This window comes from Ruegeria sp. (assembly GCF_965199275.1).
In the GTDB taxonomy this organism is placed as follows: domain Bacteria; phylum Pseudomonadota; class Alphaproteobacteria; order Rhodobacterales; family Rhodobacteraceae; genus Ruegeria.
Map to the genome: position 1 here is coordinate 35,120 of NZ_CBDAQX010000032.1, position 14,040 is coordinate 49,159.

The 14,040-nt window shown below is 58.5% G+C and carries 9 protein-coding genes; 7 read left to right on the forward strand and 2 right to left on the reverse strand.

What is annotated here, in order from left to right:
* Nucleotides 1–240: 240 nt before the first annotated feature.
* A complete protein-coding gene (locus ACOERD_RS28350) occupies nt 241–609 on the forward strand; it encodes a transposase family protein (RefSeq protein WP_419741240.1) in 369 nt (122 codons plus the stop codon).
* A 6-nt stretch (nt 610–615) separates the two neighbouring features.
* On the opposite strand, the gene ACOERD_RS28355 is transcribed toward ACOERD_RS28350, so the two are convergent.
* Nucleotides 616–2,358 (reverse strand): IS1634 family transposase, encoded by a 1,743-nt coding sequence (locus ACOERD_RS28355; RefSeq protein WP_419737624.1) that lies wholly within the window; start codon nt 2,356–2,358, stop codon nt 616–618.
* Between ACOERD_RS28355 and ACOERD_RS28360 the strand changes: the two genes are divergently transcribed.
* On the forward strand, nt 2,351–3,439 hold the full coding sequence (locus tag ACOERD_RS28360; protein WP_419741241.1) for an ISAs1 family transposase: 1,089 nt from the start codon (nt 2,351–2,353) through the stop codon (nt 3,437–3,439). The two genes, ACOERD_RS28355 and ACOERD_RS28360, sit on opposite strands and share 8 nt — an antisense overlap.
* Nucleotides 3,440–3,612: 173 nt before the next feature.
* Here the strand turns inward: ACOERD_RS28360 and ACOERD_RS28365 are convergent, their stop codons facing one another.
* Nucleotides 3,613–4,794 (reverse strand): ISNCY family transposase, encoded by a 1,182-nt coding sequence (locus ACOERD_RS28365; protein ID WP_419737631.1) that lies wholly within the window; start codon nt 4,792–4,794, stop codon nt 3,613–3,615.
* A gap of 159 nt (nt 4,795–4,953) precedes the next feature.
* Here ACOERD_RS28365 and ACOERD_RS28370 point away from each other — a divergent pair, with 159 nt between their 5' ends.
* The 5 genes from ACOERD_RS28370 to ACOERD_RS28390 all read left to right on the forward strand — a co-directional run bounded on the left by ACOERD_RS28370 (nt 4,954) and on the right by ACOERD_RS28390 (nt 13,942).
* Nucleotides 4,954–5,541, forward strand: coding sequence for a lytic transglycosylase (locus tag ACOERD_RS28370; RefSeq protein ID WP_419741242.1), 588 nt, complete (start codon nt 4,954–4,956; stop codon nt 5,539–5,541).
* Between the two features lie 270 nt (nt 5,542–5,811).
* Nucleotides 5,812–7,935 carry a UPF0149 family protein gene (locus ACOERD_RS28375; protein ID WP_419741243.1) on the forward strand — a complete coding sequence of 708 codons (2,124 nt, stop codon included), beginning with the start codon at nt 5,812–5,814 and terminating at the stop codon, nt 7,933–7,935.
* 77 nt (nt 7,936–8,012) lie between these two features.
* Nucleotides 8,013–10,922, forward strand: coding sequence for a hypothetical protein (locus ACOERD_RS28380; protein ID WP_419741244.1), 2,910 nt, complete (start codon nt 8,013–8,015; stop codon nt 10,920–10,922).
* A 22-nt stretch (nt 10,923–10,944) separates the two neighbouring features.
* Nucleotides 10,945–12,627 (forward strand): type I secretion system permease/ATPase, encoded by a 1,683-nt coding sequence (locus ACOERD_RS28385; RefSeq protein ID WP_419741245.1) that lies wholly within the window; start codon nt 10,945–10,947, stop codon nt 12,625–12,627.
* A gap of 7 nt (nt 12,628–12,634) precedes the next feature.
* Nucleotides 12,635–13,942, forward strand: a complete 1,308-nt coding sequence (locus tag ACOERD_RS28390; RefSeq protein WP_419741246.1) for an HlyD family type I secretion periplasmic adaptor subunit — start codon at nt 12,635–12,637, stop codon at nt 13,940–13,942.
* The last annotated feature ends 98 nt before the right edge of the window (nt 13,943–14,040 follow it).

Below are 14,040 nucleotides of genomic sequence, written 5' to 3' on the forward strand. Positions count from 1 at the left end.
ATAGCTAGGGTTATCTTTTTAGTACCTTAGGATATCTGGTAGCTACTAAATAGTATATTAACTAGTAGCTACCAGATAGTGTTTTCGATTATGAGACTGAATCCCAGAAGCCGAACCTTCAGATGAACAATGTCGTGCGTTCACTCATCTACGATTCTAACCACAGGGGAATCGCACTTAAGCTTTGACAGTTGAGTCGAATTGGATTCTTGAGGTTTCATCATGCGATGGAGTTTCGAGATGCCGACATTATCCAGCTATTTCAGTGAAGAAGACGATCCACGTGGAGGTAACGCGCCGCGGCATAAGTTCTGTGACCTGATGACGATCAGCCTGTTGTGTGCGCTGTCTGGCGGGGAGACTGCGGTCGATATGGAGCATTTTGGGCAGATGAAGGAGGAATTCCTTCGTGAATTTCTCGATTTGCCCCACGGCATCCCCTGCCATGATGCCTACTCGCGGCTCTTTCGCTTGATGAAGCCAACCAGCCTACAGGCCTTTTTCCTGACTTCCGACATTTTTTCGTATAAGTCATTGATATTATTATGCCTTGGTTGCCAAAAGGCACTACACGGACTTTTTTCGCCAGCGATTGTTTCGGAGTGTTGAGGGAGCTCAGGCTTTGGTCTGGCCAGTTTTTCGGGTGCGCCCGGGGGGTATCTTGAAAGGGGCTTCGTTCCAGGTCAGGCCGACGCAGGTGAGGATGCGTCTGGCATCGACCGTGGCATGGCTTGGCATGCCGTAGCGGTCAGGGGTGCCTTTGTGGCGCAGGATCGAGAGCTGCAATGCGTTCAACTCGTTGCGGATACGAGCCGGGCTCATCGGGTGTCCGAGCAGGTCCAGATGCTTGCGCAGGTGCTGCAGGCAGCAGAAGGCCATGTAGCAGATGGCGATATGGGCCCGGACCCGACGCGGCGACCAGTGATAGATGGGCCGGATTTTCAGATCGTGCTTGTTGGTGCGGAAGCAGGCTTCGATCTCCCACAACTGGTGATAGCGGGCAATGACGTCCTGTGCCTCCAGTTCGTCCGCACCATGAACAACAATGGCATGCAGCCCGTCCCATTGTGCCGCTGCCTTGATCTTTGCATCATCCAGCGTGACGTCCCCGCTGTCGGGGAAGGCCAGGAAGCGGCCATATCCCCGGCTGCTGAAGCTGCCGGGTTTGCGAGAGCGCTTGAGCTTCTTGTGCAGCTTTTCGATTGCCTTGTCGCGCTTGTGGGCATCATTGCGTGCCCGGGTGGGTGACCAGGTCACAATGACCCGCGCTCCCTCCTGGTCGATCACCTTGTACCAGCCCTTCTCGGTTGCCTCTTCAGAACCGTGTCCAGCCCAAGGCTGGCGTCCCTCCGGGCTCAAAATGTTCGCCTTCACGGCGGCCGGGGCGGACTTCATGCGATAGCCGAGGATGTAGGGCAGACCCTTGTTCTGCAACATCTGCTGGTTGTCCTTGCTGAGCATGGCGGCATCGGCCACGAACGTGACCCTGGCCACGTCGAAGCGTCCCTCCAACGCCTTCAGCGCAGCTTCCAGCGTATGACCTTCCCAGGTGTTTCCCGGGAAGAGTTCATAGCCCACAGGCAGCCCATCGGAGGTGACGATCAGCGCCAGCATGACCTGAGCGCGGTGATGCTTGCCATCCTTGCTGAAGCCCTTGGCCAGAAGATGATCCTGCTCGACCCCGTCCGCATCCTCGGCCGGGTCCTCGCGCTCGGTGTCAAAGGCCAGGGTCGTGCAATCGTAGAACAGCACGGTCACTGGCCCGCCCAGCAACTTCTCTGCCGCCGCGTGAGAGGTTTTGCAAATCCCGTCTATCACCGGCGTATTGATGTAATCCATGCTCCGATAGACCACGTCCAGATTGAGCGTGATGCCTGCCTGGTTCTCCAACGCCTCCACGGTCGCGCGCTTGCTCTCGGGCTGTGCGATCCGCGCCATAACCAGCTCTTTCACAATGCGATTGGCACTTTTACGCGCCGCCCCCAGAAGGGCCCCCCAACCCAGTTGGTCATACATCGTCCCCATGACATCCCGCAGACCCAGAGAGACCCGCGCCTCCTCACGGCACTCGGCAAGATCAACGCCAAGCTTGTCCGGCCGCGGAGCGCGGCGCACCAGCGCCTGCAGATCGGCATATTCCGTGGGCGTGAACAGTTCCATTTGCGGCGAGCGATCAATGCGTAATTGCTCCATCAAGCGGCCCGCCAGACGCTTGATATCCTCAATCTCGCTGTCGTTATGGGCCACACCCACATGGCGCAGGATCTTCTGGCGTACCTTGGAGCCGGTGCGGACGGATTCAACGATCTGGATCCGTGTGCGGTTGAGCTTTGCGTCATGTTTGGTGCGGATGAACATGGGCGAAGAGGTTAGCCATCTGAAGGCCCATGTCAATACTTTTTATAATAATGGGGCACTACAACGCGCCTCTGAGCAACCACACCTGAAAACAAACCAAAAACCCAGTCAGATCAACAAAAAGGTCGGAAGTCAGGAGGAATTCCTTCGTGAATTTCTCGATTTGCCCCACGGCATCCCCTGCCATGATGCCTACTCGCGGCTCTTTCGCTTGATGAAGCCAACCAGCCTACAGGCCTTTTTCGACAAGTTCAGAAGCGACTTTGCTGCGGCCCATGCCGAGCATCCAGCGATCGCCATAGACGGCAAGGAGATGCGGCGCAGCTTTGACAGAGCGGCCTCCCAATCGAACCTGAACGTCGTCACTGCCTTTGCTCATGGCGCACGTCTGAGCCTTGGAGTGACGCAAAGTGCCAAGGGCGGCGGCGAGATTCTGGCTCTGCGCGAGCTGATTGAGATGCTGGACATTCGTGGCATCACCATCACGGCCGATGCCTTGCACTGCCAGCGGGAAACCTGTGACCTGATCGTGCAGGAAGGCGGTGACTATTGCATGCAGCTCAAGGGCAATCAGGGCGACATGCAAGCCGACGTGCGGGCTTTCGTGGCTGACCAGAATATTGAATACATTGATGAATACATCTCTGTAGAGGGTGACCATGGCCGGGTTGAGGAGCGGTCATATCGCGTCTACGACGTGCCAAACTATCTCGTCGACACCCATCAATGGCCGCACCTTGGCGCATTCGTTCATGTTGTTTCCAGGCGCACAGCAGGCGACACGACCAAGCAGTCCGAGCGGGTGTACCTCCTGTCAAAATGCTTCACCGCTCAGGCAGCCGCCACGCTGATCCGTGGCCACTGGGAAATCGAGAACAGCTTGCATTGGTCACTGGATGTTGTGATGAACGACGATCATCACCGCGCGCGGAAAGACAACGCGCCCGCAAACTTCGCCGCGTTACGACGGATCGCATTGGGCATCATCAAGACAAATACCGCGAAAGGCTCAAACCGCGTGAAGTTCAAAAAGGCAGGCTGGAGTAACGACTTTCTGCGCACTCTAATCGCAGGGCTTTGAAGCGCGATTGCCCTGACAAGTCATTAGTTTGAGATGTCGAGAACATTCTGAATTGTCCGGTGTAGGTAACATGCCAATTGTCCGCTTCAGTTGATTGCGCGGTGGCCCAATTCGGAGGGAGCCGTAGGCGACCGTAGATTTGGGCCACCGCGTTCGCGCCACGTCGAAGCGGGTCACGCGACTTTGTGTTTGCTATCCTCCTGTGTGATGGGTGATCCGTCAGGCTGGTAGCGGCCAATGCATCTCGGGCCGTGGAAGATGACCAGTTGACCATCGGGGTATTCGTGGACCCTGACCTTCGCCTTGACGAAATGATGACGGTGCCTGTCTGCCGCGATCTGCATGACCAGGCCCTTGTAGCGCACCGTATTGTCGTTGCCGACGACGCGGTCTTCCTGCACACACAGGGTGTCGCGCACATTGCCTGTAAACGGCACGAAGGCCGAGGTCGTATCCTCCGGCTCCTTTGCAAACAGGGCATTGTGTTCGGGAAGATAGACCTCTTTCAGGAACTGATTGGCCTCTTCAATGGTTGTGATCCCATGGGACCGCAGTTCCTGCGGCAATCGGTTCTGGAACGTGCCAAACATGCGTTCAGACCGTCCACGGGCCTGCGGTGAATAGGCCGGGATCAGCTCAATGCCGAGTTGCTGCAAGGCGCGCCCGACCTGGGTCAGATTGTCCTTGTCCACTTTGCCGCCCGCTTCGGGCGTATGCCAGTAATGAGAGCCCCGATCGGCATAGAGCGAGCAAAACAGACCTTGCGCCTCGATCACCTCTGTCAGCCCCTGAAAACTGCTCATCGTCCCTTCTTCCTCGACAAAGAATGCCGAATAAACCCGGTTGGTGGCATCGTCCATGGTGACGATCAGATCCCACCACTGACCCGGAACCCATTCATGGCTGGAGCCGTCCTGATGCAACATCATGCCAACCATCGGACGGCGGGGCCGCTTGCGCCGATGGGCACCTCGTCGGGGTGCTGCCTGAACCCGGCCGTGGCGCTGCAGTGTAAGCCGCACCCAGTTGTAGCTCTGTGTGAAACCATGGTGGGCCACCAGCTTCTCGTGGAAATGCTTCGGCGTGTAATCCCAGTACTTGGTATCAAACAGTTCAAGCATCTCCATGACCTTATCCGTGGCAACACGATTGTTGGCCAGTTTGCCAAGCCGACGGTCGTACAGACCTTCTGCACCATCCGCCTCAAATCGATCCTCCCAACGCCTGACGGTGCGCACGGATACACCCAGTATCTCAGCCGCCTGTTCTTGCGTCAGCTTGTTCGCGCTTCGCCGCGAATACACATCTTCAAACTTCATCAGTCGAACTTCCTGTAACACTTCTGCTCGGTTCATAACGCCTCCTCTCAGAGACAGAATAGAACCGGACAGATCGCATGTTACATACACCGGACATATCGCGTGTTAGCGACACAAGTCATTAGTTTGAGATTGCGTGGCTGGGTATTTGCGGATAGGTTTGGGTTCAACGGAAGTTGCTTAAATAGGAATATCATGGGCAGAGTTTTTTGGGTTCTCGCTTTGCTTTTTGCAGTGACCTCCTGCGGCCCTCCGGGTTCAAGGCCCCCGCGTGACCTCGACAACGCCTGTGCGATCCTTCGGCACCATCCTGCCTACGTCAAGGCATTCAGGACCACGGAGCGACGCTGGGGTGTGCCTGTATATGTTCAGATGGCGACGATCTACCAGGAGAGCAAGTTCATCGCGGATGCCCGTCCGCCGAGGCGGTATGTTCTGGGTGTGATCCCCAGGGGGCGCCAGAGTTCGGCTTATGGGTACGCCCAGGCGCTGGACGGCACCTGGAATGAATATCGTCGCAAAACGGGTCGCCGGACGGCCAGGCGTGATCGCATTCGCGACGCTGCCGATTTCATGGGCTGGTACATGAACAATACCCGCGACCGCAACGGCATACCCCTGACGGATGCCCGGCGACAGTATCTCGCCTATCACGAGGGTCAGAGCGGCTATGCCCGGGGCAGCTACACTTCCAAGCCCTGGTTGCTGCGGGTGGCCTCTGACGTGGGGGAGCGCTCAATGATGTATCAGTCCCAGCTCGGTCGCTGCGGTGCGACACTTTGAACCGACACGGCAGGGACAAAGGCGATATCCCTTGCGTCTGGCGCGCGCTCGCAGTTCTGCCCGATGGAGTGTCAGCCCGTAAATCCTGGTGTCGCAAATATTCCCACTGATAGCATGAGTTTCTGACGGGTATTGAACATTACAGCAGATTTTGGAATCAGTGAGGCCGAGAAAGCCGCCTCGATCGATCCGGGATGCGCTCTAAGGATCAAGGTTTTGGGTTGGCGGCGCGGCCGTATTCTGCTTTGCAGGGCAGGCAATGAATGAGGGATGGTCGGGGTGGACGTTTATATTGCGGACATGGTTCAGGCGGTTGAGACAGTAAAGCCAACTTTGCAGCGCTCCGAGCTTTTGCATCGGTTTGGCCAGGAATTGCTCACAAGGCCAGACAACTGCGCCATGCTGATCCGGGAAGCCGGAAGGGGCCAGCTCTCGGATGGCCAGATGGCGGTGCTGACGGCTGCACTGGATGAAGCGCGCATGGCCGACGAGAACGGCCAGCGCAAAGGACGCGCGTTCCTTGATGCCATGCGCGACGCGGTGGCAGGGCTGGACACCGCACTCACATCGGGTGCTGCCTTGTCGTTGTCTTCCTCCTGGGTGCGCGCGGGCCTCACGCCGCCGCCAACCCTCGCGCACGCAATCACCCCGGAAGGCCCGAATGCTTTCGCGGACACAGGTGCCCTCCCGGACCTCTCCGACGAGATGTTCGATGAGATATTCCAGCGGTTCACCGAGATCGGAAAGCAATCGGTATCGGCCCTGCTGGAATTGCTGGATGAGTTGCTGCCGACCTTGCCGTCAGGCACGCGCTCTGTCTTCATCCGTAAACTGGCCGCGCAGGCAGAGCCGCTCTGTGGCGAGGCGGCCGTTGCATTGCTGCTGTCGACAGATGCGTCTGTAAGGGAAGGGGCGCGGGCGGGTCTCGCCTTGCGCCAGAAGGCAGGCAACCTGTCTCAGAACCTGTTCTTTCGCATGACATTGATCCGAAGCTGGATACAGGACCCCGATACCCTGCACGGTCTTGACGGGATCATCCGCGCCGCCCTCAAAAGTGGCACAAAGGCCCCCGGGCAAAGCGCAAAACCCAAAATCCATCGGGTTGTCTCCTGCATGGTCGATGGCAACGGCACGCAGAGCATATCCATGGCCATTCAGTCCGGCAGCCGCCGGACGCTGGCCATGGTGCTTCTCAAACAGGGATTTGGCGTCAAGGAAGCTTTCACGATCCCCTGCACCAGCGCCACAGAGCAAAAGCAGATGATCACGGGAATTGCCGGGCAGGCGCAGGCTTTTGAGGTTACCCCGGACTATGCCTTCACCGCTTTGGGCTGGGCGCTTGCCGACGGGCAATCCAACGGCATCATGCCGGCGGCGGGCTTGTTGGATGTTCTGGAGACAGCAGGCTTTGCCGAACTGCGCCCGCAGACGGCGGATATTGCAGATATCGCCGCCGCCGCTGATCCCGAAGGTGCGGTATCCGCACTCTCGGTTCGCGCAAGCGGCAGCCTGATCATGGCAAGTGAGCACTGGCCCGATCGCTTCCCGGTCTCGGGCAGTTGGTTCGAAGACAGCGACGCCGCCCTGGACGCCATTGAAAGCGCCACGACCTGCAATTCCATGACCCGCAGGCTCTGGCAGTATCTGGAGACCCGCCGCGACTTCTGGGCCATGATCTTCGCCCGCAATGCCGCCCTGTTGATGGCTGCCCGGGATTCGGCAGGACCCGAGTTTGTCGCAGTGGCCCAGGCCATACTCGAAAGCCGGCCCCTGAAAAAGACACCGATCATGCAGTTTGTCCACGACATGAGCCTGACCGCCTGGATACATCAGGATGCGTCTCCCCTATGGGCAGACGGAGACGGCCTCACCGTGACAGAAAAACACTTGCCATCGGCCTCTTATGCCCAGGTTGCCCCTTTCGGCGCAAAGGAACGGAAGGCGCTCGAGCGGCTCCTGCGCCCGGCCCGGATCACACTGCCGTGGGTGGAGGGGTTTCTGACGGGGCTTTGCACCGCGCCCAGGTTCATCAGCCCGGCAACATGGATCGTCACGATGCTCAATATCCTGACCGAGGATATGGACCTCAACGACGATCTGCAAAAAGTCCTCGACATGGTTGTTCTGGCCTATAATCATCATCTTTCCCTGCTGCGCGGTCAGACCCCTTCCCGGGCACTGTTCCCTGCAGACCCGATCTCCTTCTCAAGCTGGGCAAACGGATATCTGACGGCCTGGGACGCCCACAAACCGTATTGGCCTGCACCCCCCATGGGCGAGAATGGAAAGACCATGCGCACCCTGCTCGAACAGGCGGCAAAGGGCCATCTCAAAACCGGGAAGGAGGACGCCTTGCGCAGCTGGCTGATCGCGGGTGCCAAAAGACAAAAGTAACCCCCTGTCGAGAATATTATTGCAGCTTAGGGTGATAACGGGTAACGAAATCGTGATTTGGGCAAAGGGATGAAGAAATGGCGCGCTACACACTGACGTTGAACTACACGAGCACCGGACGCACACTCGCTCCGCGTGCCGGGGATAGCTACATTGTCAATCTGGCTGCCGATACCACCCCGTACAATGCCGCGTTCGCCCGTCTGGGAAGCAGTCTGGTTTTGGCCCTTGTTGACGACGGCGGCATGCTTGTGCCCCAGGGGGCGCTGATTTTCCAGGGCTGGTTCAAGAATAGCAGGTCATGGGATTTACAGGTAAATGCCGATGGGCGTGCGCCGTGGACGCCGTATGCAATATTTTCAAGTACAATAGGCCCGCGCGTGGACATTCCTACAGATGCAAAGATACCAAATCTCAAGTTTGAGGGAGATGGTATTATCAACCCTCCCCAATTTACAGAGGCAATTGCGGGTTATCTCACTGCGGTTAAGAACGGTTTGCCCACGATGCAGTATGGGGGGAATGGTGTCGATGTCTTAACGGGCGACAAGGGTGCAGATGTTCTTTATGGGCAGGGCGGCGCAGATACGCTGAATGGGGGCGATGGCCGTGACCGGCTCTACGGTGGTGATGGCGATGACACGCTCAATGGCGGGGCTGGCGCTGATAAGTTGCACGGCGGCAATGGCAACGACATTCTGAATGCTGGTGGTGGTGGCTTTGATGTGCTTTATGGAGACGCCGGAGACGACACCTTGAACCTTACCGGCAGTGACCGTGGTGTTCTGGTCGGAGGTGACGGCAACGATACGCTGAACGGCAGCAGTGCTGGTGACCAGCTACACGGTCGCGACGGCAACGATACGCTGAATGGTGGTCCTGGCGGAGACCTTCTGCGTGGTGGCAACGGTTTTGATACAGCGGACTATTCCAGTTCCCAAAGCGCGGTGACGGTCAATCTCGCTGCTGGATTCGGGTCTGGCGGGGATGCGCAGGGCGACAGTTTTTGGGATATCGAGGCCGTCGTCGGCAGCAGTCACAATGACACACTGAACGGTTCAGGTACCAATAACACGTTCAGTGGCGGAGACGGAAATGACACGCTCAATGGCGCGGACGGCAATGATAAACTTGATGGCGGAAACGGCGAGGACACGCTGAACGGCGGCAGCGGCGAGGACACGCTCAGCGGTGGAGGTGGAAATGACACGCTCAATGGCAGCACCGGCAACGACGCGCTCAGTGGTGGAGACGGAAATGACACTTTGATCGGTGGAGCTGGGGCCGATACTATAGACGGCGGGGCCGGGGCCGATGTGGGAGATTACTCCGGCTCCCCGGCCGGTGTGACGGTCAACCTTGCCAGGGGAACCGGGATTGGCGGTGACGCTCATGGTGATACCATCGTGAATGTGGAAACCGTTCTGGGCAGCGACTACAATGACCGACTGACCGGAAGTAATAAAAAAATCAATGATACACTGAACGGCAGGGCGGGCGACGACACGCTGAACGGTGGCAGCGGAAATGACACTTTGATCGGTGGGGCCGGGGCAGATACCATAAACGGCGGCAGCGGTCGTGATACGGTTGACTACTCCGGCTCCCCGGCCGGTGTGACGATCGACCTTGCCAGCGGCACCGCGTCTGGCGGTGACGCTCATGGTGATACCATCGTGAATGTGGAAACCGTTCTGGGCAGCGATCATAACGATCACCTGACCGGAAATGACGGAAGAATCAACGATACGCTGAACGGCGGTGCGGGCGACGACACGCTAACCGGCGGCAGAGGAAGTGACACTTTGATCGGTGGGGCCGGGGCAGATACCATAAACGGCGGCACCGAGCGTGATACGGTTGATTACTCCGGCTCCCCGGCCGGTGTGACGATCGACCTTGCCAGGGGCACCGCGTCTGGCGGTGACGCACAAGGCGATACCATCAGCCTTGTTGAGGCCGTCATCGGTAGCAGTCACAATGACACGCTGACCGGTTCAACCAGCAAAAACACCCTGAGTGGCGGAGCGGGCGACGACACGCTGAATGGCGGCAGCGGAAATGACACTTTGATCGGTGGGGCCGGGGCCGATACCATAAACGGCGGCAGCGGTCGTGATACGGTTGATTACTCCGGCTCCCCGTCCGGTGTGACGGTCGACCTTGCCAAGGGAATCGGACTGCGCGGGGATGCACAGGGCGATACCCTGATGGATATTGAAGCGGTCCTGGGCAGTGATTACTGGGATCATCTTTCCGGTGACAGTGGCAATAACACGCTGACTGGAGGAGGGGGCAATGACGTTTTTTATGGTGGTGCGGGCGCTGACACGATGGACGGTGGCAGTGGCAATGACGTCTTGAACTATTCCCGATCTTCAGGCGGTGTGACGGTCAACCTTTCCGCTCAAGGAGGGGGTCAGACTGCATCCGGTGGCGATGCCCAAGGCGATGTGATTTCGAACTTTGAGCATGTATTGGGAAGCAGCCACGCCGACACGCTGAGCGGCGGCGATGAAAGCAACTTTTTTCGCGCGGGCGCGGGCAACGATACCCTGAACGGCGGCGCGGGCAATGACATTCTCTATGGCGATGGGCGGCGCATCGGAGTAGATCATGCCGACGCAGGCAATGATATTCTGAACGGTGGGGCAGGCGATGACCTTTTACGGGGCGGCAGTGGCAACGACACGCTGAACGGTGGGGCGGGCGATGACAGGCTCTACGGCGGGGGCGGAAATGATACATTTGTATTTGAGAGCGGGTTTGGGCGCGACACGATCGACGGATTCGGTAATGGCCACTTTTCTGACGGCGAAATAATACGCTTCCAGAGCATCAGTGGCTTTACGTCATTTGCAGACCTTGACATAAGCCAGGCAACAAACGGCAGTGACACAGTCATCAGCCTCGGTGCCGAAAACACGATCACGGTGGAAAATGTGATGTCTTCGGATTTTTCGGCCGATGACTTTGCATTCATGTAAGCAAGTGCCCGGATGCCAGACCATGCTTGTTGAACGATGCTTCAGGACACTGCGGCAGGCTTTTTTCGGTGTCGGGTTGATCAGCCTGCCGATCAACCTGCTCATGCTCACGGGTCCGTTTTTCATGCTGCAGATCTATGATCGGGTGCTTGCCAGCAACTCGATTCCGACCCTCGGTGTGCTGGCAGGGCTGGTGATTGGCCTGTATGCTTTCTACGGGCTTCTCGAAGCCATCCGCTCACGCGTACTGTTGCGCATCGGCCAGCGTTTCGACACACAGCTTTCAGCGGCGGGATATGAGTGCTCTGTGCTTCTGCCGGTTCATGCCGGGCGTAAGGCCGAGGGGCTGGATCCGGTTCGCGATCTTGAGGCCGCACGGCAGTTTCTCGCCGGCCCCGGACCATCTGCCATCTTCGACATTCCCTGGATGCCGTTTTATCTCGGCATCATCTATATCTTCCACCCGGTCCTGGGGCTGATTGCGACAGGCGGTGGGGTTGTCATCTGCATCCTGATCGGCCTCAACGAAGCAATGTCACGCAAGCCAGCCGCTGACATGAACCACCACGCCCTGTCGCGCAGCCGCATGGTCGAGCAGGCCAGGCGCAATGCCGAAGCCATCGCCGCCATGGGCATGATGGGCGCACTGAAGACCAGCTGGGACAAGGACAACGGTACGTTTCTCCAGAAGCAGCGGCGGGCGGCCGACCTGACCAGCTTCTTTGGCACTTGCATCAAGACGTTCCGGTTCATGCTGCAATCGGGTGTTCTGGGTGCGGGTGCATGGCTGGCGATCAGCCAGGAAATCACACCTGGCATCATGATTGCAGCCTCCATTCTGACATCGCGGGCCCTGTCACCGGTCGAACAGGCCGTCGGTCAGTGGCGTGGCTTCCTTGCGGCACGTCAGGGCGTGCGGCGTCTGCGCGAGGCACTGCAGAACCATCCGGTGGAACCCAGGCGCCTGGAACTGCCGCTGCCCTCGAAAACATTGTCGCTGGACGCCGTGATGGCAGGCCCCGAAAGCACTCCCGTGCTCCGAAATATCGGCTTTGCCCTTGAAGCTGGTGACGGGCTCGGTGTCATCGGCCCTTCGGGCGCGGGCAAGACAACCCTGGCGAGATTGCTTGTCGGCGTCTATCCCGCCCTGGGCGGAGACGTGCGGCTGGACGGCGCCTATTTTCATCAGTGGCCGAGGGCGCGACGCGGCACTTTCATCGGTTATCTGCCGCAGAATATACAGCTTTTTGCCGGCACGATTGCGCAGAATATCGCCCGATTTGAAGCCGGCGCACAGGCCGCTGACATCATTGAGGCCGCACGGCTTGCCGATGCGCATGACCTGGTTACAGGACTGCCAGACGGATATGACACCGAAACAGGTCCCGACGGAAAAGGTCTGTCGGGAGGGCAAATACAGCGGATCGCTTTGGCCCGTGCCCTTTACGGCAATCCCTTCCTGGTTGTGCTGGATGAACCGAACTCCAACCTTGACGCCGCCGGCGAAGCGGCGCTCACCAACGCCATTCAAACCATGCGGGCAGCCGGGTCCATCGTGATTGTCATTGCCCACCGGCCGAGTGCTCTGGCTGGCGTCGATCTGGTTCTGGCCATGAGCCATGGCCGGATCGTGGATTTCGGCGCGAAGCGGGAAGTGCTGTCACGCGTGCTGTCACACGGCACGACGTCGGTGCGGGCAGTATGAGGAAACCATGAAGGCAACCGACAGGACACTCAGGACAAGCATTGCACGACATCTCTGGGGGGCTGGTCTGTTTCTGATCGGCCTGCTGGCCTTTATGGTCGGCTGGGCTGCGTGGATGCAGATATCCGGTGCCGTAATCGCGCCGGGTGCCGTTGTCGTGGAGAGCAATGTCAAGACCATCAAGCACAAGGAAGGGGGCATTGTTGCGGAAATTCTCGTGAAGGAAGGCGAACTGGTCAGAGCCGGTGAGCGGCTGTTGCGACTCGATGACGCTCTCACACGGGCCACCTTCGCAACCATCAGCAAACAGCTTGATGATCTGCTGGCAACCCAGGCGCGACTTGTGGCGGAGCGTGACGGAACACCGGATATCGTGTTCCCACGTGAACTGACCGAGCGATCCGCGGAAGCTGAACTGGCCAGCGTCCTCACCGGCCAGCGCGCATTGAAGGATGCCAGAAGCAGCGGCCTCGCCGGGCGCATGACGCAGCTCAACGAACAGATCAGGCAATTGCGAAGCCAGATTGACGGCCTTGAGATTCAGGCCAAGGCCAAAGCCGAGGAAATCACGCTGGTCAAACAGGAACTGACAGGTCTTGAGAAACTGATGGAACAGTCTCTCGTGCCGCTTCATCGGGTTCTGGCCGCGCGGCGCACAAAAACCCGGCTTGTGGCCGAGCGCGGGGTACTGCTCGCTGAAGCGGCGCGGGCTGGACTGGCGATCAGCGAGCGACGTGTGATGGCTTTGCAGGTTCAGGAAAACCATCGTGCGCAGGTCCTGGAGGCGCTTCAGCAGGCCAGACGGGAAATCGCGCAGTTGGGCGAACAGAAGATGGCATTGCTGGACCGGTTGTCACGCATGGAGATCAGGGCACCGCAAACCGGGTATGTCCACCAGCTCGCCGTTTACACCAAAGGTGCCTTCATCAGCCCGGCCGAACCGATCATGCAGATCGTGCCCAATGAAGACGCCCTTGTCATTGAAACAAAGGTGGCTCCGGATGATATCGATCAGGTCCATATCGGCCAGAAGGCCGTCGTGCGACTATCCGGCCTCAACCAGCGCACGACACCGGAACTGGAAGCGAATGTCTTCTCCGCCGCCGCAGAAACCACGCGCGACGAAATCACGGGGGCGCAGGTCTTTGCCGTGCGATTGCGGCTCGCGCCCGGCGAGGAAGACAAGATCGGCAAAGGAACCCTGAAACCCGGTATGCCGGTCGAGGGATTTATCACGACCGCAAACCGCACTATACTGTCCTATCTGGTCCAGCCGGTGACGGACCAGATCACGCATGCGCTCAGGGAAGACTAAAATGAGGACCAGAATTTCTGTATTCTTGGCGACAACGATACAGACCCGCAAACGCTTATTTCCGGCAGCACGCCGGTATGAAGCCAGAGAGACACGCA

Excerpts from the sequence above, each read along its gene's own strand:
- ACOERD_RS28350 (WP_419741240.1), top strand. The coding sequence starts at position 241 with ATGCCGACATTATCCAGCTATTTCAGTGAAGAAGACGATCCACGTGGA.
- ACOERD_RS28360 (WP_419741241.1), top strand. The coding sequence starts at position 2,351 with ATGAACATGGGCGAAGAGGTTAGCCATCTGAAGGCCCATGTCAATACT.
- ACOERD_RS28355 (WP_419737624.1), bottom strand. The coding sequence starts at position 2,358 with ATGTTCATCCGCACCAAACATGACGCAAAGCTCAACCGCACACGGATC.
- ACOERD_RS28365 (WP_419737631.1), bottom strand. The coding sequence starts at position 4,794 with ATGAACCGAGCAGAAGTGTTACAGGAAGTTCGACTGATGAAGTTTGAA.
- ACOERD_RS28370 (WP_419741242.1), top strand. The coding sequence starts at position 4,954 with ATGGGCAGAGTTTTTTGGGTTCTCGCTTTGCTTTTTGCAGTGACCTCC.
- ACOERD_RS28375 (WP_419741243.1), top strand. The coding sequence starts at position 5,812 with ATGGTCGGGGTGGACGTTTATATTGCGGACATGGTTCAGGCGGTTGAG.
- ACOERD_RS28380 (WP_419741244.1), top strand. The coding sequence starts at position 8,013 with ATGGCGCGCTACACACTGACGTTGAACTACACGAGCACCGGACGCACA.
- ACOERD_RS28385 (WP_419741245.1), top strand. The coding sequence starts at position 10,945 with ATGCTTGTTGAACGATGCTTCAGGACACTGCGGCAGGCTTTTTTCGGT.
- ACOERD_RS28390 (WP_419741246.1), top strand. The coding sequence starts at position 12,635 with ATGAAGGCAACCGACAGGACACTCAGGACAAGCATTGCACGACATCTC.